Consider the following 24,434-nt stretch of genomic DNA (forward strand, 5'->3'; position numbering starts at 1 on the left):
GTTGAAGGGGTAGGAAGTATTTACCTAAGCAGCAGCAAAAATCATGAATCCAGATCAATAACAACTGACCGTGTAGACGGTCAATGTGGGAGTACAACGTGTTCGACCTTAACTACTGGCAGCAGCGTGTTGCCCGCCAATCCTTCATCGACACCGCCTTGATCGGCGGCCAGCCAGTGTCGTCGATATCCGGAGCGACATTCGACGCCATCAACCCTGCGACCAATCAATTGCTCGCGCGTGTTGCCGCATGCGGCGAAGAAGACGTCAACCTGGCAGTGCGCTCCGCACGCCGGGCTTTCAATGCAGGCCCTTGGCGGCGTATGTCCCCCGGCGAGCGCAAGAAAATCCTGATCAAACTTTCCGAGTTGCTGATGGTGCACCGCGAAGAGCTGGCGCTGCTCGATTCACTGAACATGGGCAAGCCGGTGATGGATGCTTACAACGTGGATGTGCCCGGCGCCGCACACGTCTTCGCCTGGTACGGCGAAGCGCTCGACAAGGTTTACGATCAGGTCGCGCCTACCGCCCAGAACGCGCTGGCCACCATCACGCGGGAAGCCTTGGGAGTAGTTGCCGCAGTAGTGCCGTGGAACTTCCCGCTGGACATGGCTGCGTGGAAACTAGCGCCTGCATTGGCGGCCGGCAACAGCGTAGTACTCAAGCCCGCCGAGCAATCGCCATTTTCGGCCCTGCGTCTGGCTCAGCTTGCCTTGGAAGCAGGCATTCCAGAGGGCGTGCTGAACGTGGTACCGGGCTTGGGCGAGAGCGCCGGCAAGGCACTGGGGTTGCATCCGGACGTGGATTGTCTGGTGTTCACCGGCTCCACTCAGGTAGGCAAGTACTTTATGCAGTACTCGGCGCAGTCCAACCTCAAGCAGGTCTGGCTAGAGTGCGGCGGAAAGAGCCCGAACCTGGTGTTTGAAGACTGCCAGGATCTGGACCTGGCTGCGGAGAAGGCCGCCTTCGGTATTTTCTTTAACCAGGGTGAAGTGTGCTCGGCCAATTCCCGCCTATACGTGCAACGTTCCATCCATGACGAATTTGTTGAACGGCTGATCAGCAAGTCGCGTGCGTGGATGCCCGGCGATCCACTGAACCCTGGGAGCGCTGCCGGGGCAATCGTCGACAGTGAGCAAACCAGCCGAATTATGAAAGCGGTCGCAGAGGCACGTCTTGACGGGGCCACGCTGCTGACCGGTGGCGAGCAATTGAGCATCAATGGTTCTTCAAACTTCATTCAGCCGACAATCTTTGGTGACGTGACCAGCGGCATGCGCATTTCACGGGATGAAGTGTTCGGTCCGGTTCTGGCGGTCAGCGCTTTTGAAACTGAGGAAGAGGCGGTGCAGCAAGCCAATGACAGCATCTACGGACTGGCTGCGTCGGTGTGGAGCGATGATCTGAACCGCGCGCACCGTGTGGCCCGTGCCTTGAATGCCGGTACTGTCTCGGTCAACACCATCGACGCGCTGGATGTGTCGGTGCCGTTTGGCGGAGGCAAGCAGTCAGGCTTCGGTCGCGATCTATCGCTGCATTCGTTTGATAAATACACACAACTGAAAACCACCTGGTTTCAGTTGCGTTAAGTACCGATGTGAGCGGGTCGCGTATCAGACAATACGCGACCGCTGATACCAAGGGCAGGCTCGATCAACACGGATCGGGCCGGCCATTATTGAATCGCCCCTGATTTCGTAGACGTTTCTGAACGGCTGCTTCTGGCCCAGGCTGTGTGAAAACGTTTTAGAGCAAGTTTGCCAGTCAAAATCGGAACGAAAATCGCGTTCCTACATAAATTTTACGTCTGGCGGACTAACCAAACGCTGGCAGATTTTACGTAGCAACGCAGACTACAAAACGATGCATGCGTTTTCACACCGCCTGGGCCGTTCTCTGCCGGTCACGGCCACGAAGCGTGGTGATCAAATTTGGTGCAAATGGCTGGTCAGGTCGAATGCAAATGAATGGAAAAGTCTGGGCAATTATCTAGTTCAAAAGGTACACCCTAGGACCCAAGCGATATGGTGCCAATGGGATTGGTTCAAATGTGTTGATTATATTTGAGCCACGCCGCATATTATGAGCCATAGATAATGAGCCAGTGTGAGGCGAGTATGGCAACCATAGGGTACATCAGGGTCAGCACGGGCGAGCAGAACGTCGAGTCTCAGCGTCATAGCATCGAGCAACTGCACAGGGTTGATGAGTGGTTCGCAGACGAGGGAGTGTCAGGTGTAGTAAGGGGGGTTGACCGGCCTGCTTTTGGCGAGCTGCTGAAGTATGTTCGCAACGGTGACACTCTGATAGTCGGTGCAATCGACCGCTTAGGGCGCGATACCCTGGATGTATTGGCCACCGTCGAGGGGCTGCAGTCGAAGGGCGTGGCCATCCTCAGTCTACGTGAGGGTTTCGACCTCTCCACGCCGATCGGTAAGGCCATGCTAACCATGCTCGCGGCTGTGGCTGAGTTGGAGCGCTCCAACATCAAGGCCCGGCAGATGGCGGGTATCCAGCGTGCGAAGTCCGAGGGGAGGGCCCTAGGACGTGAGAAGACGATCGACGATGCTTCGGTTTCTACTTGGCGTAAGGAAAACGACGCCAGCATCGCCGCAACGGCTGCGCAGTTCGGGATATCTGTCGCGAGTGTGAAGCGAGCATGTCGGTCGGTAGTCATTACCCAGTAGCGCTTGGTCTCGTGAAGCGCCTTAGACACGTCAACAAGGGTGGGTAGCAGTGCCGGCGTGGATTACGCGTCGGTTGAACATGCAGCCAGTCTTCTGGCTGCTATGCCCAGTGCTCCAGACTGAACAGCATCGAGCACAAGGCTGCGGTGGGGGTGAGTGTGCCTTTCACAGCGCCATACGTGCACATACCGACGCACCTCAGCCGGAGACATTTGGTCCAGCCGCTCAGCTGGCCGCGAGTGGATGCCAGCCATGTCGAACCCGTCTGACGACAGATCACCGTGCACTAGCTGCAGTGTGTAGGCCTCGTGCAGTGCAACGTCGTACTCCGGCATGGAAAACCACGCATCCATCGCAATTGCGTGCCCATCTGCGCGAAAGGCCGCCTCAAGCTGGCGGATTGTTTCAGCATAACAATTCAGCGCCTTGCTGCCTGGCAGCGGCGGAAGCTTGCCCTTCTCCTTCTCCTTCTCCTTCTCCTTCATGCTCGCGCCCCCCTGCATATAGTGGTGATGACAGACGATCATCGCACCAACGGTTCAAATCACCGTCCCGATGAATGTGACCGCTATTCGACTTCTGCCTTGCTATTCAAGGCGTTGATCTGGTTGTACGTGGAAATTGCGTAATTGCATGGACTTGCCCACCCATTTGTATTGCCACTGACCAATTGTTTGCATTCGACTTGACCAGCACACGCCGTAGTGACGACCGACAGAGAACGACCCATAACGGACATTCGATCTCGATTGACGACGCAGTCGGTACTAACCTTGATTTAGCGAACAAAAAAATCCCGAAGACAATTCTGTTTCCGGGATTTTTCGTTGTAACGCAGTGTTTGTTTGAGCTGCTTTCGTCCCTTTATTAGACACCAGCTGCCAGAGGGAATAGTCCCAGCAACAAGCAAGTGAGCAAAATGCAGAATCCACCCTAAACCCTTGTTGCTGCCGATAGGGCCATTTGTCACCGCAATGCGCGCCTTAGGGAAACTCTGAAAAAGACTTCCAAATCTGATGAAATACGCACCTCACACGAATCGAACGGTTGAGCCCCGATGAAACAGATGTCCTTCGCCGATGCCGAGTATGCCGGCAAGCGTAAGCAGACCCGCCGCGAGCGCTTCCTGATCGAGATGGATCAAGTCGTGCCCTGGAAGGGTTTGATTGCCTTGATCGAACCGCATTATCCGAAGGGTGAAGGCGGTGGTCCGACGTATCCGTTGCTGGCGATGTTGCGGATTCATCTGATGCAGAACTGGTTCGGTTACAGCGACCCGGCGATGGAGGAATCGCTGTATGAAACGACGATTCTGCGCCAGTTTGCAGGGCTGCATCTGGATCGAATTCCTGACGAAACCACGATCCTCAACTTCCGCCGCTTGCTGGAGAAACATGAGCTGGCGGGTGGGATTTTGCAGGTTATCAACGGTTATCTGGGCGACCGTGGATTGATGTTGCGCCACGGAACGATTGTGGATGCGACGATCATTCATGCGCCCAGTTCAACCAAGAACAAAGACAAAAAACGTGACCCCGAGATGCATCAGACCAAGAAGGGCAACCAGTTTTACTTCGGTATGAAGGCGCACATTGGCGTGGACGCTGATTCGGGGTTGGTTCATAGCGTTGTTGGTACTCCCGCCAACGTGGCGGACGTGACGCAAGTGGGTCAACTGCTTCACGGGGAAGAGGTTCACGTCTGTGGCGATGCCGGTTACACCGGGGTGCAGAAGCGCCCGGAACATCAGGATCGCAAGATGATCTGGTCGATTTCTGCCCGGCCCAGTTCGTACAACGAGCATGGCAAAGACACGGTGATCGGTAGCGTGCTACGCGGAATTGAGTATGCGAAGGCGCAAGTCAGAACCAAGGTTGAGCATCCTTTTCGAGTGATCAAGCGTCAGTTTGGTTATACGAAAGTGCGCTTTCGTGGCCTGACGAAAAACATCGCTCAGCAGACGACGTTGTTCGCCTTGTCGAACCTGTGGATGGTGCGAAAACGATTATTGAATGCAGGAGAGGTGCGCCTGTAATGCGGGCTAATCGCCCTGAACCAGCGCGATTAGAGGAAAAATCATGAATTAAAGAGTGGAAAGGTCCGATTTCCGCCGCCGTGTTTTTTGAACCTCACGCAGAGAGGGCATCAAAAATCGGTGGGTACTTCAGACCTTCCTTAGGTCAAAAAATGGGTCTCTAACCGAGCAATCGCATATTAGATAGCCATGCCGCTGGCCGGGGCAAACTCCCATCCAGCATCATCGAATATCTGCGTTGAAATACAGCACCCGCGCGGCACCATCAAAGTGAACTGGCCAACTGAAAGTGCTGCCGCCTGTGCGACTTTTCTTCGAGACCTTTTGCGATGATTCGCATCGACTCCATCTGGCTCGCCACCGAACCGATGGACATGCGCGCAGGCACCGAAACGGCGTTAGCCAAGGTGATCGCGGTGTTCGGTGCGGCGCAGCCGCACTGCGCTTATGTGTGGGCCTACGCCACCAGCCAGTTCACGGACTTGGCAGCGGTGGTTTATGACTTCAGTCCCAGCCGTGCCGGTGAGCATGCTCGCAACTTCCTGCAAGACTGGAGGGGCAAGCTGGTCTGCGACGATTTTGGCGGCTACAAGGCCAGCTTTGAACTCGGCGTGACCGAGATTGGGTGCATGGCCCATGCACGGCGCAAGTTCTTCGAACTGCACGCTACGAATAAAAGCACGCTCGCCGAGCAAGCCCTGCGCTATATCCAGTTGTTGTACGAAATCGAAAGAGAAGTCCGCGACCTGGAGCCGGATTTACGGCGCCGAATACGGCAAGAAAAAGCCGTCCCAGTGATGAATATGCTGCATGCCTGGATGATCGCCCAGCGTGACCTAGTGCCCGAAGGCTCGGCCATCAGCAGAGCACTCGATTACAGCCTGAAACGCTGGGCAGCGCTGTCGCACTACCTTGATGACGGGGCGGTACCCATAGATAACAACTGGTGTGAGAACCAGATCCGCCCTTGGGCTCTTGGACGTAAAAATTGGCTCTTCGCAGGGTCGCTACGCAGCGGAAAACGTGCGGCAGCGATCATGAGTTTGATCCAGTCTGCGCGGCTGAATGGGCATGATCCGTATGCTTACTTGAAAGATGTACTCACACGCCTGCCGACGCAGCGGGCGAATGAAATCGATCAGTTGTTGCCGCATAAGTGGCAACCGGTTTAATCACGCAAGGCGTGATGGCCGGACGCATACCGACCGCCGCAGATTCACCACAAATCAAGCAAGTCATGAACTACTCCTTTTGGCTTTACCAAATCCCCCAGCGGGACGATGAACAGCGATCCCAACGCGTAATCGACCCGAGTGGCGGCCAGGGCTGGTGAACTTTGCCTAGTTGGCTTCTTTTACAGCACTGAGAAACGCGCACGTGCGCTCCTGCTGCGGGTGTTCGAAGATTTGCGCCGGGGTGCCCTGCTCGTGAATCTGTCCTTTGTAGAAAAAGCACACACGATCAGCGAATTCCCGGGCGAAACCCATTTGATGCGTCACCATCAGCATGGTCAGGTTGTGTTCGGTGCCGAGCTTGCGGATCACGTTGAGCACTTCGCCGCACAGTTCCGGGTCGAGCGCGGAGGTGACTTCATCGAACAGCATAACTTTCGGGCGCATGGCCAGTGCCCGGGCGATCGCCACCCGTTGTTGCTGACCACCGGACAACTGCGACGGGTAATGCCCGAGCTTGCTGCCCAGACCCACGAGTTCCAGCAAGTCTGCTGCACGTTCACGGGCTTCAACCGGTTTCATGCCGAGCACCTGCACCGGCGCCTCGATAACGTTTTGCAACGCTGTCATGTGAGGGAACAGGTTAAAACTCTGGAACACCATGCCGATCTTGCCGCGCACTCGGCGGATGTGCCGGTCATTGGCGGGTACCAATACGCCGTTGCGATTGGGCATGTGGGTCAGCAAGTCGTCCTCAATTCGGATCAACCCGTCATCGATGCCTTCGAGCGTCATCAGTACCCGTAATAGTGTGGACTTGCCCGAGCCGCTGGGGCCGATGATTGCGACTTTCTCACCCTGCGTGACATCAAGGTTCAAGTGATCGAGCACGGTAAAGTTGCCGTAGCTCTTGGTGACATCCTGGAAGCTGACGATCGGCTTGACCGGTTTGGTTTCTTGCATGGCCGTGGCCTCCTGCGGATGCAGCGGGACCGGGTTGCTGTGCTGTGAAAGGTCGTTGGGTGTCGAGAGTGGAGAAGTCATTAGCGTAGCTCCAGGCGCACTTCAAGGCGCCGAACCAGATAAGCCAAAGCGATGCTCAGGGCGAGGAAAAACAGACCGACCATGGTGATCGGCTCCAGGTAGCGAAAGTTCTCGGAGCCGATATTCTTGGCCTGTTGCATGATTTCCACCACAGTAATCGCCGACAGCACCGGCGTGTCCTTGAGCATCGCTACCAGGTAGTTGCCCAATGGCGGCAGGATCGGCCGTAGGGCCTGGGGCAGGATGATGTTGCGATAAGCGTTGTATGGGGCGATGTTCAGCGCCGTGACCGCTTCCCATTGGGCCCGCGGCACCGCATCGAGGCCGCCGCGATACACCTCGGCGATGTAGCAGGCGTAATGCAGGCCGATGCCGAGAATCCCCACTTGCATCGCGGTCATGCTGACGCCGTAATTGGGCAATACGTAGTAAAGGAAATACACCTGGATCAGCAGCGGCGTGCTGCGAATGAACTCGATCACGGCGGTGGCGGGCCACGACAGCCAGACTCTGCGGCTGCGTCGGCCGATAGCCAGGAACAGCCCCAGTACAATGGCGATCAGGAAGCCGATCAGGGTAATCCCTACGGTGTTAAGCGAGGCGCGCAGTAAATCGGGGAGGATTTGCCAGGCATAGGTCCAATCAAACAGTGTCATGACAGACCTCCTCGCATACGCCCGCGAGCCAGATGGCGCTCAATGCGACGCATGCCGATATTGATGGCTTGCGCCAGGATGAAGTACATCACCAACGCAAGGCTGAAAATTTCCAGGGTCTGGAAAGTCGCCTGATCCAGTTGACGCGCCCGGAAGCTCAGGTCGGATAAGGTGATCAACGACACCAGCGAAGTATTTTTCAGCAATTCAATCAGCAGGTTGGTGCCCGGCGGTATAGCAGCCAGCAACGCCTGCGGAAGAATGATGCGGCGAAAGCGCTTGTAGCCGCTGAAGTTCAGTGCCGTGGACGCTTCGTACTGACTCTTGGCGACAGAGCTGATCGCACCGCGCATCACCTCGGCGCCGTAAGCACCAATGTGCAAGCCAAGGCCGACGATGGCCACGCTATAGGGGCTCAGTTCAAGGTTGAACGGTGGCAGCGGCAGCACGAAAAACAGCCAGAACAATTGCACCAGCAACGACGTGCCGCGAAATACTTCAATGTAAGCAATGGAAAACCAACGCAATGGCCGCCATGGCGACATGCGTCCCAGGGCCGCGAGAATCGCCGCGACAATCGCCAGCAGCGAACCGAAGATGGTCACCTGGAGCGTCACCCAGGCACCTTGTATCAATAGCGGTAGTAATTCACCCATGGTTTAAACCTGGCCATCCGGATTAAGCAGGGAAATAGGCATCGCGCCGTGGCGCCATGCCTGTTTCGACTATTGAGCGCAGAGCTCGGCAGCCGTTTTGCTTGTCACGTTGGATTTGTCGAACCCGAAAGGGGCGACCGCCTTGAGGTGCTCTTCGGAGCCCAGCCACTTTTTAAGTTCGGCGTTGACCGCATCGCGCAGGTCTTTGTCTTCCGGGCGGAAGGCGAGAGCACCGTAACCGATGTGCGACGGGTCGTCCTTGAACTCGGTGACCGCTTCGACTTTTTCGCCACCCTTGGCGGCCAGGCCTTTCATGGTCAGTTGAGTCCCCACGGCGGCATCGGCCCGACCGGCGCGCACGGCTTGCAACTGGGCGGTGGTGTCCGGCACCTGGAGGATCTGAGCATCCTTCACGCCGGAATCCCGCGCGTATTTTAGGTTGACTGTGCCGGCCATGATCGCCAGTTTTACTTCGGGATTCTTGGCGATGTCTTCGTAGCTGTGCAGATTCTTAGGGTTGCCTTTGGCGGTCAGCAGTGCGTCAGGCAACTGATACTGCGGATCGGTGAACAACACCTGTTTGCAGCGCTCCGGCGTGATGTACATGCCGGCGGCAATCACGTCGAAGCGCCCGGCGCGCAGGCCCGGGATCAACGAGCCCCATTCGGTCAATACGCCGTCTACCTGTTTGATGCCCATTTTGGCAAAGATGGCTTTAGCGATTTCCGGTGACTCACCGGTGACCCTGCCGTCGGTTTCGGTATAGGCGAACGGGGTTTCGTTGGCATAACCGATACGGATGCTGCTGTTCTGTTTGACGTTTTCCAGTGTTGTAGCGGCTTGGGCGCTGGCGGCCAGGCCGAACATCGCGCAAGCCACAAAAAGGCGACGCAATGCATGGGTGCTGCAGGAAGGGAAATTGCTCATCGATAAAATCTCCTGTTTCTTGTGGACCCGTCGGTGACGGCTCTGTGTTAGGAGGCAGCGTGACAAGAGCAAAGCGTACAAAGGACTGATCCCATGGAGCGGGACACAATCCGGTACAGGTCGACTGATTTTGTTGTGGGGGCTTGAAATGTGCCCGGCTATCGACCTTGAGCCGAGCATACAAAAGCCCTGAGCAACATTGTATTGCACTAGGACAATTGCTTTGCATGGATTCTCGCGGGATGCTGTCCCGACGAGCACAGACCCGGGTTTTAGCGCTGATGGACAAGTGGAAAGCAGCACTGGAAATCGCCCGCAGTGGCGAGTCCAAATACAAAATCCTGGTGCAGGCGATTGCCGACGACATCGAACAAGGTGTGTTGGCCAACGATCAGCGCCTGCCGCCGCAACGTCAGGTCGCCGATGCCATGGGTATCAGCGTGCAGACGGTCACCAACGCCTATAAAGAGCTGGAACGTCAGGGGCTGGTGCGTTGCGAAGTCGGGCGCGGCAGCTTTGTGTCGCGGCGCATGAGCGATCGAGTGGCTACCTATATTCTCGATAGCCCCGAACGGTCTCTGGTGGATTTTTCCATCGCACGGATCCTGCACACTCGCGAGCACGACCAGTTCTGGCGTGACACCTGCCGTGAGCTCAGCACGGAAGAGGATCAGCCGTGGATTCACGCATTTCGCCCAATTGCCGGTTTCGAATCACACCGCGAAGAGGCCATGCGCTGGATTGGACGGCAGGGACTGCGGGTCGAGCGCGATGACATCCTGATTACCAATGGCGCGGCCCACGGTATCTTCCTTGCGCTGGCATCTCTGGCGGGCCCCGATGATGTAGTACTTTGCGAAGGGGTAACCGATCACGGAGTGATCGGCAACTCTCAGGTATTGGGGTTCACCCTCAAAGGCCTGGAGATGGACCGTTATGGCATTGACCCGGAACATTTCGAAGACATGTGCAGCAACGAGCGCATTACCGCGCTGGTGTGCACGCCGAACCTGAACAACCCGACCACCAGCCTGATGCCGGACAGTCGTCGGCGGGAGATTGCCGACATCGCCCGGCGTTTCGGCGTGCATATCATCGAGGACGATGTATACGGCCCGTTGCTGGATGAGCATCGCGCGCCGCCGATCAGCCATTACCTGCCAGAACTGTCGTTCTATTGCACCAGCATGACCAAGTCGGTGCTGACCGGTTTGCGCATCGGCTATCTGGTGGTGCCCAAGCGTCTGGCGTTGCGCACCGAGAGCATTTTGCGGGTCAACAGCTGGATGGCCACGCCCATGGTCTCCGAAATCGCCGCGCGCTGGATTCGCGACGGTCGCGCCGACACGCTCGTGCGCTTGCAGCGCAAACTGTTGGCCGGCCGTCAGGCGATGGTCAGCGAATACCTGGGAGAGCACCTGCTCGGCCAGCATCCTCATGCATTGAATGCGTGGGTCGGCATTCCCCCGCATTGGGAGGTCGACAGCCTGGTTCGGGCCCTGCGTCACCGTCACATTGCCGTCACGTCGCCTGACCCGTTCACCGTGCGTGGGACGCCAAGGGCTCGAGCGGTGAGGATGTGTGTCGGCGCCGAATGCAGCGACGAAGAAATGCGGGACGCACTGATAAGCACGCGCGAGATATTCGGGCAGTACCCGCAAGTCCACGATTTTTGACCGGGAAAAATCCGCCAAAAAGTTTGTCGGCTAAATTGCCCTAGTACATTCATTGCGACAATCCAGTCCTCTTAGACTGCGCCCAACACCACAGTCGGGACGCGGTCATGTCAACGTTGCAGCTTCAGGATGTTTACCTCGCTCGCCAGCGCATCGAATCGCTTGTCCGGCGTACCCCCATGGAGTATTCGCCCAGCCTCTCGCAACGAGTGGGCGTGGCGGTGTACCTCAAACTCGAATCCCTGCAAATCACCGGCAGTTTCAAATTGCGCGGTGCGAGCAATGCCGTGGCGCAGCTCAGCGCCGAGGAGAAAGCATGTGGCGTGGTGGCGGCGTCGACCGGCAATCACGGTCGTGCACTGGCGTATGCCGCGTCCCGGCAAGGCGTGAAGGCGACGATTTGCCTGTCGCATCTGGTTCCGGCGAACAAGGTTCAAGCCATTCGTGATCTGGGCGCCGAGGTCTGCATCGTCGGCCAGTCCCAGGACGACGCCCAGCGTGAAGCCGAACGGATCGCCAACGACCAAGGCGCGACATTGCTGCCGCCGTTCGATCACCCGGCCATCATCGCCGGGCAGGGCGCGCTGGGGCTGGAAATCCTCGAGCAACAACCGGACGTAGCGCAAATCCTCGTGCCGTTGTCCGGGGGCGGTTTGTTTGCCGGCGTGGCGCTGGCGATCAAAAGCGCCAATCCACACATCGTCACCCACGGCATCAGCATGCAACGCGGTGCCGCCATGCACGCCAGCCTCGCAGCCGGGCATCCGGTGGAAGTCGAAGAGCTGCCGACCCTGGCCGACTCGCTCGGCGGTGGCATCGGCCTGAACAACCGGTACACCTTCAACATGACCCACGACCTGTGCGACCACTTGCATTTGCTCAGCGAGACTTCCATCGCCAATGCTATCCGCCATGCCTATCGCGAAGAGCGTCTGGTGCTGGAAGGCGCAGCGGTGGTCGGCATCGCGGCGTTGCTCGACGGCTTGATCGCGCCACGCGGGCCGATCGTGGTGGTGGTCAGTGGCCGTAACGTCGACATTGATCAGCATTTACGCGTCCTAGCGGGCGCGCAGGCATGAACCCAAACAATAACCGTCTGACTGGAGCGCTGCGTTGATGAGTGAAATCACCTTATTGAGCGAAGCGGATCTGCGCGCCTGTGTGGCGCTGGATCTGCCGAGCATCGAAGCCATCGAACAAGCCTTCGTGCTGCTGGCCACGGCGGCGGTGGCGATGCCGCCGATCTTGCGTCTGGACATCCCCGAATACAACGGCGAAGTGGACGTGAAGACTGCCTATCTACCAGGCCTGGAGCGTTTTGCGATCAAGGTCAGCCCGGGGTTTTTCGACAACCCGAAACTCGGTCTGCCGAGCCTCAACGGCATGATGATGTTGTTGTCGGCACGCACCGGTTTGCTCGATGCCTTGCTGTTGGATAACGGTTACCTGACGGCCGTACGCACAGCGGCGGCCGGTGCAGTCGCAGCGCGCGCCCTGTCGCGGGTCGAGAGTCGCAGCGTCGCGCTGATCGGCGCTGGCGAGCAGGCCGCGTTGCAGCTTCAGGCGTTGCGTCTGGTGCGGCCGATTGAATCCGTCCGCGTTTGGGCACGTGACAGCGCCAAGGCCAAAGACTTCAGTGCCGAGTTGGCGCGTGACAGCGGTCTGGCGGTCACGCCTTGCGCGAGCATCGACGAGGCCATGACTGGCGTGGACATTGCGATCACCTGCACCCCGAGCCGCGAACCCTTGATCGAAGTGCGCCATCTGCACCCCGGCTTGCATATCACGGCCATGGGCTCGGACGCCGAACACAAAAACGAAATCTCCCCCCAGGCGCTGGCACAGGTCGACCGTTACGTGGCGGATCGCTTGAGCCAGACGCGAATCCTCGGCGAGTTGCATCACGCGCTGGCGGCGGGCGTTATTGCCGACGAATCGGGCCTGGCCGAATTGGGGCAAGTGCTCGCGGGCCAGCGCCCTGGTCGGACCAGCGATGCGCAAGTCACCTTGTGCGACCTCACCGGCACCGGCGCCCAGGACACCGCCATGGCCAATCTGGCCTTCGAGCGCGCGCGCTCGGCCGGCAAGGGCTTTCAGTTCGGCAGCTAACCCCCTTTTTTCATCCGTGCGTCATTTATCAGAGGGCATGTGCATGTCTCAGATAGTCGTCAATCTCCCGTTCGAACGGGAGGAATACGCCCAGCGTCTGGCCAAGGTTCGAGCGGCCATGCAGGTTCAGGGCATCGAGATGTTGCTGGTCACCGATCCGTCGAACATGGCCTGGCTGACCGGCTATGACGGTTGGTCGTTTTACGTCCACCAATGCGTGTTGCTGGCGCTCGACGGCGAGCCTGTCTGGTTCGGTCGCGGGCAAGATGCCAACGGCGCCAAACGCACCGTGTTCATGCAACACGAGAACATCGTCGGTTACCCGGACATCTACGTGCAGTCCCGGGAACGCCATCCGATGGATTACCTGTCGCGGGAAGTCATCAGTGCCCGGGGTTGGGACGCGCTGACCATCGGCGTGGAAATGGATAATTATTACTTCAGTGCCGCGGCGTATTTGTCGCTGCAGAAAAACCTGCCGCAGGCCAAGCTGATCGACGCGGTCGGGTTGGTGAACTGGCAGCGGGCGATCAAGTCGCCCCAGGAAATCGCTTACATGCGCATCGCTGCGCGCATCGTCGAAAACATGCACGGGCGGATCCTCGAACGGATCGAGCCGGGCATGCGCAAAAATGAACTGGTGGCTGAAATCTACAGCAGCGGGATCCTTGGCGCTGATGGCCATGGCGGCGATTACCCGGCCATCGTGCCGCTATTGCCCACGGGGGCCGACGCCAGCGCGCCGCACCTGACCTGGGACGATTCGCCGTTCGAAAAAGGCGCCGGGACCTTCTTTGAAATCGCCGGTTGCTACAAGCGTTATCACTGCCCGTTGTCGCGGACGATCTATTTGGGCAAACCCCCACAGCACTTCCTCGACGGCGAAAAAGCCGTGGTCGAAGGCATCGCCGCGGGACTGGACGCAGCGAAACCGGGCAACACTACCGGCGACATCGCCGTGGCGTTTTTCAAAGTATTGGAGAAATTCGGCATCCACAAGGACAGCCGTTGCGGCTACCCGATCGGGATCAGTTATCCGCCAGACTGGGGCGAACGCACCATGAGCCTGCGTCCCGGCGACACCAGCGTGTTGCAACCGGGCATGACGTTCCACTTCATGCCGGGCTTGTGGATGGACGACTGGGGGCTGGAAATCACCGAAAGCATTCTGATCACCGAGACCGGCGTCGAGACGCTGTGCAATGTGCCACGCCAACTGTTCGTGAAGGATTGAGCCATGAGCGAATTGCCTGACAATCCGATCAGCGCCACGGTGGATTTTGCCCGCGACGGCGTGCAGCACGGGTTCCTCAAATTGCCGTACTCCCGGGACGATTCGGCCTGGGGCGCGGTGATGATTCCGGTCACGGTGATTCAGCGCGGTCAGGGGCCGACTGCGCTGCTTACCGGCGGTAACCACGGTGACGAATACGAAGGTCCGGTCGCACTGAGCAAACTGGCCCAGGGTCTGACGGCCGCCGATGTCACGGGACGGGTGATTATCGTTCCGTTCATGAACACCCCGGCGTTCCATGCTGGTCGGCGCACGTCGCCGATCGACAAGGGCAATCTCAATCGCAGTTTTCCTGGTAAGCCGGACGGCACCGTGACGGAGAAAATCGCCGATTACTTCAACCGGACCTTATTGCCCTTGGCCGACATCGTGCTGGACATCCATTCCGGTGGCCGCACCCTGGATTTCCTGCCGTTCGCGGCTTGTCATGTGCTGCCCGACAAACATCAGCAAGCGCAATGCGAAGCCGGCATGCGCGCATTCAATGCTCCGTACAGCATGCGCATGCTGGAACTTGATGCCGGGGCGATGTACGACACCGCCGCCGAGAGTCAGGGCAAAGTATTTGTCACGACCGAGCTGGGTGGCGGTGGCACGTCCACGGCGCGCAGTGTGGCGATTGCCGAGCGCGGGGTGCGCAATCTGTTGATACATACGGGGATTCTCGAAGGTGAGATCCGGACCACGGAGTCAATCATGCTCGACATGCCCGATGCCAACTGCTTCATCGCCAGTGAACACGATGGCTTGCTGGAAATGTGCCGCGATCTGGGCGACAAAGTGAGCAAGGGCGAGGTGATCGCCCGCGTTTATGACGCCACCCGCAGTGGCGTAGCCCCAGTGGAATATCGCGCCGCTCGCAGTGGTTTACTGGCGGCGCGGCATTTTCCCGGGTTGGTGCGCTGCGGCGACACCGTTGCAGTCATCGCCGATGTATTGACCTGACAGGTTGAACCGAAACCTTGTGGGAGCGAGCCTGCTCGCTCCCACAAGTCAGTGTTCCAGCCTAACCTCTCTAATCAACCGGAGATCCTCGGACCATGCACAAGCTCGATCGCTATGACCTGAACATCCTGCGAATCCTCGCCGAAGACGGTCGGATCACCAAGTCGAGCCTGGCCGAGGCGATCAATCTCTCGGTGACCCCGGCGTGGGAGCGGGTTCGCAAGCTGGAGGCGCTTGGGCTGATCAAAGGGTATCGGGCGCAAATCGACTGGAACGCGGTGTTCAAAAGCCAGCAAGTGCTGGTGGAAATCACCCTGGCCCGGCACACCGCCCAAGACATGCGGCGTTTCGAGCAACGCATGAACGAGGCCGCCGAAGTGGCGTTCTGTTACGCCACCGGTGGCGGCGTTGATTACATGGCGATGATTCAGGCGCCGGACATCGACCATTACCAGCGGTTTATCGACCAGTTGTTGCTCGATGACCTTGGCATTGAGCGCTACTTCACCTACATCGTGACCAAAACCATCAAGACCGCGGGTGGCCTGCCGACCGAGCTGGCGCAAGAGCCATAAACCGGGGCAAAACCTTCACCGCAAAAAGCCCCTGTTTGTCGGTGCACAATCAGAAAAAAACGGTGGTTACGCCCCGCCAAACGCCAAATCACCCGGGCTGCGCTGCCCTAGCATGGACTCACGCACACGGTTTGGAGTGAACGCCATGACATACAAACATCCGCTATTGTTCAAAGCACTTTGCTACGTCGACGGGCATTGGGTCCACAGCGAGAGCGGCCACAGCGTCGCCGTGCATAATCCGGCCGATCAGAAGTTGATCGGTCATGTGCCGATGCTCGATCAGCCTCAGATCATCGCCGCCGTTGATGCAGCACACAGGGCATTTGCGGCCTGGCGTGAACAAAGCCTGGATGCCCGCGGGACGATTCTGCGGCGCTGGGCGGCGCTGATACTTGAGCATCAGGAAGACCTGGCGCGCATCCTCAGCCAGGAACAAGGCAAACCCCTGGCCGAGTCACGCGGCGAAATCGCCTACGCCGCCAGCTTCATTCCCTGGTTTGCAGAAGAGGCGCGACGTCTTTACGGGCAGAACATCCCCAGCCATATCCCCGGCGCGCATCTGGGCACGATCAAGGAGCCGGTGGGTGTCTGTGCACTGCTGACCCCGTGGAATTTCCCTTCGGCAATGATCACCCGTAAAGCCGCCGCGGCACTGGCTGCCGGTTGCACCGTGGTGATCAAACCGGCCCATGAAACGCCGTTTTCCGCATTGGCTCTGGCGCAACTGGCAGAGGAGGCAGGCTTCCCGGCCGGCGTGTTCAACGTGGTGCTGGGCGAACCGCAAATGACCATGCAAACCCTGGTGCAGGACACTCGCGTGCGTTCGGTCAGCTTCACCGGCTCAACCCGCGTCGGTAAGTTGGTCCTGCAAGCGGCGGCCCAGGATGTGAAGAAGGTGTCGCTGGAGCTGGGCGGCAACGCGCCATTTATCGTCTGCGCTGATGCCGACCTAGAACTGGCGGTGAAAGTCGCGGTGGAGGCCAAGTTCCAGACCTCCGGCCAGGATTGCTGTGCGGCCAACCGGATCATGGTCGAGCGTTCGATCTATCCGGAATTTCTCAAGTGCTTTGCCGCTGCAGTCCGCGCGCTGCGGGTCGGCCCAGCGTTGGTGGGGGATCAGGAGCAAAGCGTCGACATCGGCCCGCTGATGCATCAGACCGCGTTTGATGTCACGACTGAGCGCGTCGAAGACGCCCTGCAACTCGGCGCCCAACGTCTGGTGGGTGGCGAAGCGCATGCCCTTGGTGGGTTGTTCTATCAGCCGACGGTGCTGGCCGACGTTACGCCGCAGATGCGCATCTACCGTGAAGAGAATTTCGCACCCATCGCTGGCGTCATGCCTTTCGACACCCTCGAGCAAGCCATCGAAATGGCCAACGACACCGAATACGGTCTGGCTGCCTACATTTGTTCAAACCGCCTGGACCTGATCTACCCTCTGATTCGCCGTCTCGACCACGCCATGGTCGCGGTCAATGGCGTCAAGTTCACCGGCCATCCGATCCCGTTCGGTGGCATGAAAGCCTCGGGGCTGGGCCGCGAGGGTGGCACCGAGGGCTTCGAAGCCTTTGTCGAAACCAAATACTTTTGCCTGCACCATCAAGGCCAGTTCTAAGGAGATCCGCCATGAGCCAAGAACTCAATTCGTTGTTCGAACAAGATCGTGCGCACTTCATGCACCCGTCCACCCATGCCCATGACCACGCCAGCGGCGCGCTCAAGGGACGCATCATCAAGAGCGCGTCAGGCATTCGTATCCGCGATCACGAAGGCCGTGACTTCATCGACGCCTTTGCCGGGTTGTACTGCGTGAACATCGGCTACGGGCGCACTGAAGTCGCCGATGCGATCTACAAGCAGGCCAAGGAGCTGGCCTATTATCACACCTATGTTGGGCACTCGACCGAGGCAATTATCGAGCTGTCGAGCCGCATCATCGACTGGGCGCCGGAGGGCATGAAGAAGGTCTACTACGGCCTGTCCGGTTCCGACGCCAATGAAACCCAGATCAAACTGGTGCGGTACTACAACAACGTATTGGGTCGCCCGCAGAAGAAGAAAATCATCTCCCGTGATCGCGGTTATCACGGCTCGGGCATCATGACCGGCAGTCTGACCGGCCTGCCGACCTTCCATCAGCATTTTGACCTGCCGGTAGAAGGCGTCAAACATACGGTTTGCCCGCACTGGTACCGCAAGGCACCGGCCGGCATGGATGAAGCGGCGTTCGTGCGCTATTGCGCCGACGAACTGGAGAAAATGATCCTGGCCGAAGGACCGGACACCGTGGCCGCGTTCATCGGTGAACCGCTGATGGGCACCGGCGGCATCATCGTTCCACCGGCCAGCTACTGGGCCGCCATACAAGCGGTGTTGAACAAGTACGATGTGTTGTTGATCGCCGACGAAGTGGTCTGCGCCTTCGGTCGCCTGGGTTCGAAGATGGGCAGTCAACGCTATGGCATGCGCCCGGACCTGATCACTACGGCCAAAGGTCTGACCAGTGCCTATGCGCCTTTGTCAGCGGTGATTGTCGGTGAAAAAGTTTGGGACGTGATCGAAAAAGCCTCCGAGTCTCAGGGTGCCATGGGTCATGGCTGGACGTACTCCGGGCATCCGATCTGCGCGGCGGCGGCCCTGGCCAACCTCGACATCCTGGAGCGGGAAAACCTGACAGCCAACGCAGAGAAGGTTGGCAGCTATCTGAATCGTCGGTTGCGGAAAGTATTGGAAGGTCATCCGCTGGTGGGCGAAGTGCGCGGCGACGGCATGCTTGCCGCAGTCGAGTTCATGGCCGATCGTGAGCAACGCACACCCTTCGATGCTGCATTGAAGATCGGTCCGAAAGTATCGGCAGCCTGTCTTGAGCGTGGAATGATTGCCCGAGCGATGCCCCATGGCGACATTCTCGGCTTTGCACCTCCGCTGATCTTGACTGAGGAGGAGGCCGACCTGATCGTCGACATCACCAAAAGCGCGGTCGATCACGTGGCCAGCGAGATACTGGGTTAGGCCTTACAGCTCCCCCCCCAAAAAACCACTCGATCCTTCACCGCTCGGGTGGTTTTTTGTATCGCCAGTTTTGGCCTTGTTGTGAACAAACTGCGAATAGAAGATTGTGACTACATAAATTCATTTTGGGAGTAAGGGGACCCGGAGATGAGCTGTTGAAGGTCCATCGAATGACTGCTTCTGGCCCAGAGTGGGTAAAAAAGCCTTCGCGAACACTTGCTATGATTTCTGAGGATTTCATCGCAGGGATCGCCCATGAAGCGCTTTATCCAAGGTGAACATCGAGGCCAAGGCACCTTACTTCCCGAGAGCCTCGACGACTACGTCAGCGATACCAATCCGGTCCGCGTAGTCTACGAACTGGACCTGGTCAATCTGAGTTTTGAAGGTGCCATTCCAGCCGATACTGGCTGGCCTGCTTACCCCCCCCCGCGATCTTGCTGAAGATCTACATCTACGGCTATCTCAACCGCATCCAGTCGAGCCGACGTTTGGAGCGAGAAGCCCAGCGCAACGTCGAGCTGATGTGGCTGGCCGGGCGGTTGATGCCTGACTTCAAGACCATCGCTAACTCCCGCCGCGGGTGGCTAACCCAATAGACGCCGGATAGATTTAAGCAAGCCAACCACTTCGCCCGTTAATCAGCATTGCAAAAAAGGGGGTGACCATAGATTTTTCAGAGTTTCCATAAACGTCTGATGAGGACAATTTTACATGAACCAAGATGTGATTATTACTTGCGCCCTCACTGGCGCAGGCGACACCACCGGTAAGAGCCGCTTCGTGCCGATCACCCCAAGCAAATCGCTGAAGCTGCCGTCGAGGCCGCTAAAGCCGGCGCCACTGTGGTTCACTCTCACGTACGTGACCCCAAGACTGGTCAGTTCAGCCGTGATGTCGCTCTCTACCTCGAAGTGATGGAGCGCATCCGCGAGGTAAGCGTCTCCAGCTCTATCTGACGCTCCACCAAGACGGTCAGTCTCAGGTATTGGCAGCAAGCGAGCAGATGCTTCTGCATGTCACTCTGGATGGGCCGCGTTCGGCTCCATTCGGCGAGCAGACTGTCGCGGCGTTGGAAAGTATTAAGGCATTGCGGAGAAGCATGAACGTGCCGGAACATTCTGGCGCGAAAAATCGCGCTGCCTTAACCGTTCCTGATCAGCTAATTTATTGATTTTTTGTTGTGCGTGTCGCTCCTTTTTCACAACAGCCTCCCCCCGGAGGCTTTTTTTATCGTGCGCCAGGCATGGCGTGTTGCGCGCAAGCGCAACCAACTTGGCTGTAGTGGCCACGCTGGTGCCTTGGAGGTGAAAGTCCTCTACACACCCTGCAAGGGGAAGTGTTAGCCAGAGGCAGGGGTGTTGCGGGCGACTGCGAATCTGAAGGACGCCCGAGGAGAAATGCTGGCCTGACGGACAGGAACCAGCGCGATATTCAGAATATCACCTTATGAGCGAAACCCAGAATGAGGGTAAGCAATGGGATGGACGCCCCCGCCCATAATCGCATCGCTGTGCCAGAGTGAGTGGTGTCGCCACCCACTTGCACGAAGGGGTAATCAGCCATGGAAATCAGAACTGTTGGTATCGACCTAGCCAAAACGTGTTTCAGATGCCATGGCATGAATGAGCGAGGCAAACCGCTGTTGCGCAAACAACTGAAGCGCGATCAAGTGGCAATATTTTTTACCAACCTGCCGCCTTGCCTAATCGGCATGGAAGCTTGCAGTAGTGCTCACTATTGGCCCGTAAGCTTGAAGCGCTAGGGCATACCGTGCGGCTCATGGCCGAGCAATTTGTCTAACCGTATGTGAAAAGCAACAAAAATGACGCAGCAGATGCCGAGGCGATCTGCGAGGCTGTAACACGTCCAACAATGCGGTTTGTGTCGATTGAAAATGTTGAGTAGCAGTCTGTTTTAGCCTTGCATCGTGCGCGTCAGGGGTTCGTAAAGGCTCGCCCAGGCCAATCAAATCAGAGGGCTTCTTGCTGAGTTTGGTTTAATAGCCGCCTGGGCAGTCAGCCCTTGTTGGCACTGTGTTGTAGCATGGCGTTCAAGGCGTCCTTGGCTTCGATGCTGTTCAGGCGCTCGATAAACAGCAGGTTTTCCCGGAGGATGGTTTCCTCAAGCTCCTTGAGTAGCGGCTGTTTTAGCAGGCGTTTGCTCTGCAACAGCGCTTCGCGAGGAAGGGCCAGCAGTCGGTCGGCCATTCGCCGGGCGGCGGCCAGACATTGTTCGCCGTCATCCAGCAGTTCATTGGCCAGTCCCCAGGCCAGCGCCTGGGTAGCGTCCAGGCCATCACCACAGAGCAACAGCCGGGCAGCCCTGGCATGACCGAGCATCCGTGGTAGCAGCAGGCTGGCACCGAACTCGGGGCACAAGCCAAGGTTGACGAAGGGCATGCGTAGTTTGGCGTTACGGCTGATCAGCACCTGATCGCAATGCAGCAGGATCGTGCTGCCGATACCGATGGCAGCGCCACAGACGGCTGCGAGCAACGGCTTGTTCAGATGGATGACCGCGTCCATGAGGCGGAACGCCGGGCTATTCAGGTGGGTCGGTGGATCCAGGAGGAAGTCCTGCAGATCATTGCCGCTGGTGAAGCACTGTTCGCCGCCGGTGATGATGATCACTGCGGTTTTGGGGTCTTGCTCAGCGGCAAACAGCAGGTCGGCCAGACAGTTGTACATGCTGTTGCTCAGGGCATTGAGCTTGTCTGGGCGGTTGATGGTCAGTGTCAACAGACCGCCGCTTTGCGTACACTTGATCAGATCGTTCATGGGGCTGCCTTGACTGGAGTTCACTATCCGGAATACAAGCGTTCCGGCAGCTTTTTTTGTTGTTTTTGCGTTTCAGAAGGTCGGTGGGGTGATCACCCAGATCACCACCGCGTCGACCTCGCCGGGGTTTCCATAGCGATGGGGTTCCTGGCTGGAAAAACTGAAACTGTCGCCTTCATTGAGTTGGAAATGGCGCTCGCCAACCCACAACTCGAAACTGCCGCTGAGCAGGTAGCCGGCTTCCTCGCCTTCATGGCTATAGCTTTGCTGGTTGTAAGTGCCTGGTGGAAAGCGCGAATGCAGGATCTCTAGCTGACGATTGGGCTGCGGAGTCAGCAATTGGTCAACGATGCCGTCTTCGTAATGCACGCTCATCCGGCTGTGCTTGCGGACCACATAACCACTGTCCTCTGGGGCCGTGCTGGCTTCGCTGGCGAAGAACCACTGGATGGTCACGCCCAGGCTGCGGGCGATGTTGAACAACGCCGGAATCGACGGGTAAGCCAGGTTGCGTTCCAGTTGGCTGATATAGCCCGCCGTCAGCTCGCTCATTTCTGCCAGAGCGGCCAGGGTCATGCCGCGGCGCTTGCGCAAGCCGCGAATCCGCGTGCCGAGGAAGTGCGGCTCTGCGGCAGCGGACTGATTAGCGGGCGCGCCGACGGGCGGCAGGTTGCTGCTGTTGCTCATTGCGTGCTCCGAACCGGGCTGTGCCCGAGCGGGTTGAAACCCTCGAGCCTGATGGCCAGTCAGCCTAGAGGCTGACAATGGCCGGGAGTATAGAGCAGCCTCAGAGGTCCCACGCAACCCTTAAACCGTCATAAATCGCTTCTTCGGCGGTGCGCGGGGCCAGGCAGTCGCCAATCCGCCGGAACTCCACCAGCCCTTGCAGCTCCACGCCGAGGGTATCCACCGGCTGATGGCCCTGGCACAGTACCAGCGTGTCGATGTCTTCGAAAATGATCGGCTCGGCGCTGGCGGTGTGTTGCATGTACACGGTGCTGTCATCGCAGCCGTAAAGGCGGGCGTAGGGTGTAATGGGTATGCCCAACTTGTGTAGTTCTCCGGCCAATTGATCGCGCACGTACAGTGGCAGGTTTTCTCCACAATGGGTGCCGTTGACCGCCAACTGCACCTGATGGCCGGCACGCACCAGGCGTTCGGCGATGCCAGGACCAATCCAGTCGCACCGCCAGTCGACGACTAGCACCGAACGTCCAGGCTTGACCTCGTTGCGCAGTACCTGCCAGGCATCCACCACTGGCAGTTCGCCACCACGTTCGAAGGCCGGCCAGTAGGGTTCGGCACCGGTTGCAACAATCACCAGATCCGGCCGTTCGCGTTCGACCAGCGCCCGGTCGACGCGGGTATTGCGCACCACGCGCACGCCAGCCAGTTGCATTTCCCGTTGCAGGTTGGTGCTGGCGCCACCGAATTCGCTGCGCCGCGGCAGCAGTTGAGCCAGCAAGACTTGCCCGCCGAGTTGTGAACAGGCTTCGTAGAGCGTGACCTCATGCCCACGCGCGGCGGAGACAGCCGCTGCCTTCATTCCGGCTGGGCCACCGCCGGCGATCATAATGCGCTTGGGGTTGGCTGCCGCTTGGCGCTTGCCGAATATCAGTTCCCGACCGGTTTCCGGATGCTGAATGCAGGAGATCGGCAAGCCTTTATGAAAGTGCCCGATGCACGCCTGATTGCAGGCGATACAGGCTCGTATATCCTCGCTGCACCCGGCATCGGTCTTGTTCGGCATTTGCGGGTCGCAGATCAGTGCGCGGGTCATGCCGCAGACATCGGCCTGACCACGGGCAATAATCAGCTCGGCTTCTTGCGGCTGATTGATGCGACCGGTGACGAACAGGGGAATCGACAGGCTGGCCTTAAACGTCCGGGCTTCCTTGGCCAGATATGCCGCCTCGATGGCCATCGGCGGCACGATATGCACTGCACCGCCCAACGATGCCGAAGTGCCAGCGACGATGTGCACGTAATCCAGTTGCTGCTGCAATGACTTGACCGCCGCCAGTGACTCGTCTTCGGTCAGGCCTTCGGGGTCGCGCTCATCGGCACTGATGCGCAAGCCGATGATGAACTGCTCATCAGTGTTGGCGCGAACCGCTACAATGACTTCGCGCAGAAACCGCAGGCGCTGTTGCAGGTCGCCGTTGTAGCCGTCGGTGCGCCGGTTGACCCGCGGGTTGATGAATTGCGCGGGCAGGTAACCATGGCTGGCGACCACTTCCACGCCGTCCAGCCCGGCCTGGTACAAACGACGGGCCGCCGCGCCATAACCGACGACGATCTCGTCGATCATGGCTTGGTCCAGCGCGCGCGGCATGACCCGGAAGCGCTCGTTGGGCACCGCCGAAGCCGAGTAGGCGACGGCCAGCAGGCCATCGCTGGATTCCATGATTTCCCGCCCCGGATGGAAAATCTGCGAGAGCACCACCGTGCCATGGGCATGACAGGTTTCTGCCAGTTTTCGATAACCCTCGATGCAGGCATCATCGGTGGCCATCAGCACATGGGAGGTGTAGCGCGCACTGTCATGCACCCCGGCAACCTGCAGCACGATCAACCCGACGCCTCCCTCGGCACGCGCCCGGTGATAGGCGATCAATTGCTCGTTGACCAGATTGTCGGTCGGCATCGAGGTGTCGTGACCGCTGGACATAATGCGGTTCTTGAGGCGCTTGCCACGGATCTGCAGCGGTTCGAAGAGGTGCGCGAACGCTGGGGTGGAAGTCGGCATGGTGCGGTACTCCAGGCGAGCCGAAGGCAAAAAACCGGGTGTTCGGCGTTGTTATTATTGCGTTATAAAAATTTACCCTAAGTAAAAAATCAACTTGTTTTTTTAATTTAGCCT

20 protein-coding genes and 3 pseudogenes are annotated in these 24,434 nt (G+C 58.5%); 15 read left to right on the forward strand and 8 right to left on the reverse strand.

Features of this window, described 5'->3' with window-relative positions; all coding sequences use genetic code 11:
* Window positions 1–98: 98 nt before the first annotated feature.
* Together ACXPVS_RS22345 and ACXPVS_RS22350 are read left to right on the forward strand one after the other, a co-directional pair.
* Window positions 99–1,589, forward strand: a complete 1,491-nt coding sequence (locus tag ACXPVS_RS22345) for an aldehyde dehydrogenase (RefSeq protein ID WP_458511832.1) — start codon at window positions 99–101, stop codon at window positions 1,587–1,589.
* Window positions 1,590–2,117: 528 nt separating this feature from the next.
* Complete coding sequence (locus ACXPVS_RS22350; protein ID WP_458511881.1) at window positions 2,118–2,687, forward strand: recombinase family protein; 570 nt, start codon at window positions 2,118–2,120, stop codon at window positions 2,685–2,687.
* Between the two features lie 62 nt (window positions 2,688–2,749).
* Here ACXPVS_RS22350 and ACXPVS_RS22355 read toward each other — a convergent pair whose 3' ends face one another.
* Window positions 2,750–3,172, reverse strand: a complete 423-nt coding sequence (locus ACXPVS_RS22355; protein WP_458511833.1) for a hypothetical protein — start codon at window positions 3,170–3,172, stop codon at window positions 2,750–2,752.
* A 572-nt stretch (window positions 3,173–3,744) separates the two neighbouring features.
* Between ACXPVS_RS22355 and ACXPVS_RS22360 the strand changes: the two genes are divergently transcribed.
* Complete coding sequence (locus tag ACXPVS_RS22360; RefSeq protein WP_458511834.1) at window positions 3,745–4,722, forward strand: IS5 family transposase; 978 nt, start codon at window positions 3,745–3,747, stop codon at window positions 4,720–4,722.
* A gap of 329 nt (window positions 4,723–5,051) precedes the next feature.
* Complete coding sequence (gene tnpC, locus ACXPVS_RS22365) at window positions 5,052–5,894, forward strand: IS66 family transposase (protein WP_458511835.1); 843 nt, start codon at window positions 5,052–5,054, stop codon at window positions 5,892–5,894.
* A 168-nt stretch (window positions 5,895–6,062) separates the two neighbouring features.
* Here the strand turns inward: tnpC and ehuA are convergent, their stop codons facing one another.
* From ehuA to ehuB, 4 genes are all read right to left on the reverse strand, one after another.
* Window positions 6,063–6,857: an ectoine/hydroxyectoine ABC transporter ATP-binding protein EhuA gene (gene ehuA, locus ACXPVS_RS22370; RefSeq protein ID WP_458511882.1), complete on the reverse strand. Its 795-nt coding sequence runs from the start codon at window positions 6,855–6,857 to the stop codon at window positions 6,063–6,065.
* Between the two features lie 80 nt (window positions 6,858–6,937).
* Window positions 6,938–7,594: an ectoine/hydroxyectoine ABC transporter permease subunit EhuD gene (ehuD, locus tag ACXPVS_RS22375; protein ID WP_458511836.1), complete on the reverse strand. Its 657-nt coding sequence runs from the start codon at window positions 7,592–7,594 to the stop codon at window positions 6,938–6,940.
* Window positions 7,591–8,250 (reverse strand): ectoine/hydroxyectoine ABC transporter permease subunit EhuC, encoded by a 660-nt coding sequence (ehuC, locus tag ACXPVS_RS22380; RefSeq protein ID WP_458511837.1) that lies wholly within the window; start codon window positions 8,248–8,250, stop codon window positions 7,591–7,593. Before ehuC ends, ehuD begins: the two co-directional genes overlap by 4 nt.
* Before the next feature lie 69 nt (window positions 8,251–8,319).
* Window positions 8,320–9,177 carry an ectoine/hydroxyectoine ABC transporter substrate-binding protein EhuB gene (ehuB, locus tag ACXPVS_RS22385; RefSeq protein WP_458511838.1) on the reverse strand — a complete coding sequence of 286 codons (858 nt, stop codon included), beginning with the start codon at window positions 9,175–9,177 and terminating at the stop codon, window positions 8,320–8,322.
* Window positions 9,178–9,458: 281 nt separating this feature from the next.
* Between ehuB and ehuR the strand changes: the two genes are divergently transcribed.
* The 11 genes and pseudogenes from ehuR to ACXPVS_RS22440 form a co-directional block, all read left to right on the forward strand.
* The gene (ehuR, locus tag ACXPVS_RS22390; protein ID WP_458511883.1) at window positions 9,459–10,853 is read left to right on the forward strand and encodes a MocR-like ectoine utilization transcription factor EhuR; all 1,395 of its coding nucleotides are present in this window, start codon (window positions 9,459–9,461) and stop codon (window positions 10,851–10,853) included.
* A gap of 107 nt (window positions 10,854–10,960) precedes the next feature.
* Entirely contained in the window at window positions 10,961–11,932 is a 972-nt protein-coding gene (gene eutB / locus ACXPVS_RS22395) for a hydroxyectoine utilization dehydratase EutB (RefSeq protein WP_458511839.1), read from the forward strand.
* A gap of 37 nt (window positions 11,933–11,969) precedes the next feature.
* A complete protein-coding gene (eutC, locus tag ACXPVS_RS22400) occupies window positions 11,970–12,962 on the forward strand; it encodes an ectoine utilization protein EutC (protein ID WP_458511840.1) in 993 nt (330 codons plus the stop codon).
* A gap of 43 nt (window positions 12,963–13,005) precedes the next feature.
* The gene (gene doeA, locus ACXPVS_RS22405) at window positions 13,006–14,196 is read left to right on the forward strand and encodes an ectoine hydrolase DoeA (protein WP_458511841.1); all 1,191 of its coding nucleotides are present in this window, start codon (window positions 13,006–13,008) and stop codon (window positions 14,194–14,196) included.
* A 3-nt stretch (window positions 14,197–14,199) separates the two neighbouring features.
* Window positions 14,200–15,201, forward strand: coding sequence for a N(2)-acetyl-L-2,4-diaminobutanoate deacetylase DoeB (gene doeB, locus ACXPVS_RS22410; RefSeq protein WP_458511842.1), 1,002 nt, complete (start codon window positions 14,200–14,202; stop codon window positions 15,199–15,201).
* A 95-nt stretch (window positions 15,202–15,296) separates the two neighbouring features.
* Window positions 15,297–15,776, forward strand: coding sequence for an Lrp/AsnC family transcriptional regulator (locus ACXPVS_RS22415; RefSeq protein ID WP_458511843.1), 480 nt, complete (start codon window positions 15,297–15,299; stop codon window positions 15,774–15,776).
* Window positions 15,777–15,921: 145 nt separating this feature from the next.
* Complete coding sequence (locus tag ACXPVS_RS22420) at window positions 15,922–17,394, forward strand: NAD-dependent succinate-semialdehyde dehydrogenase (RefSeq protein ID WP_458511844.1); 1,473 nt, start codon at window positions 15,922–15,924, stop codon at window positions 17,392–17,394.
* 11 nt (window positions 17,395–17,405) lie between these two features.
* Window positions 17,406–18,791, forward strand: coding sequence for an aminotransferase (locus tag ACXPVS_RS22425; protein ID WP_458511845.1), 1,386 nt, complete (start codon window positions 17,406–17,408; stop codon window positions 18,789–18,791).
* Between the two features lie 255 nt (window positions 18,792–19,046).
* Window positions 19,047–19,372 (forward strand): annotated as a pseudogene (locus ACXPVS_RS22430) (transposase); the annotation flags it as partial.
* A gap of 133 nt (window positions 19,373–19,505) precedes the next feature.
* A pseudogene (locus ACXPVS_RS22435) lies at window positions 19,506–19,735 on the forward strand (3-keto-5-aminohexanoate cleavage protein); the annotation flags it as partial.
* A gap of 620 nt (window positions 19,736–20,355) precedes the next feature.
* Window positions 20,356–20,796 (forward strand): annotated as a pseudogene (locus tag ACXPVS_RS22440) (IS110 family RNA-guided transposase); the annotation flags it as partial.
* A 13-nt stretch (window positions 20,797–20,809) separates the two neighbouring features.
* Here the strand turns inward: ACXPVS_RS22440 and ACXPVS_RS22445 are convergent.
* From ACXPVS_RS22445 to ACXPVS_RS22455, 3 genes are all read right to left on the reverse strand, one after another.
* Window positions 20,810–21,571, reverse strand: coding sequence for an enoyl-CoA hydratase (locus ACXPVS_RS22445; protein WP_458511846.1), 762 nt, complete (start codon window positions 21,569–21,571; stop codon window positions 20,810–20,812).
* A gap of 72 nt (window positions 21,572–21,643) precedes the next feature.
* On the reverse strand, window positions 21,644–22,258 hold the full coding sequence (locus ACXPVS_RS22450) for a cupin domain-containing protein (protein ID WP_458511847.1): 615 nt from the start codon (window positions 22,256–22,258) through the stop codon (window positions 21,644–21,646).
* Window positions 22,259–22,358: 100 nt separating this feature from the next.
* A complete protein-coding gene (locus ACXPVS_RS22455) occupies window positions 22,359–24,320 on the reverse strand; it encodes an oxidoreductase (protein WP_458511848.1) in 1,962 nt (653 codons plus the stop codon).
* Window positions 24,321–24,434 lie beyond the last annotated feature (114 nt).

The sequence above is a fragment of the Pseudomonas sp. Ma2-10 genome, from assembly GCF_054330215.1.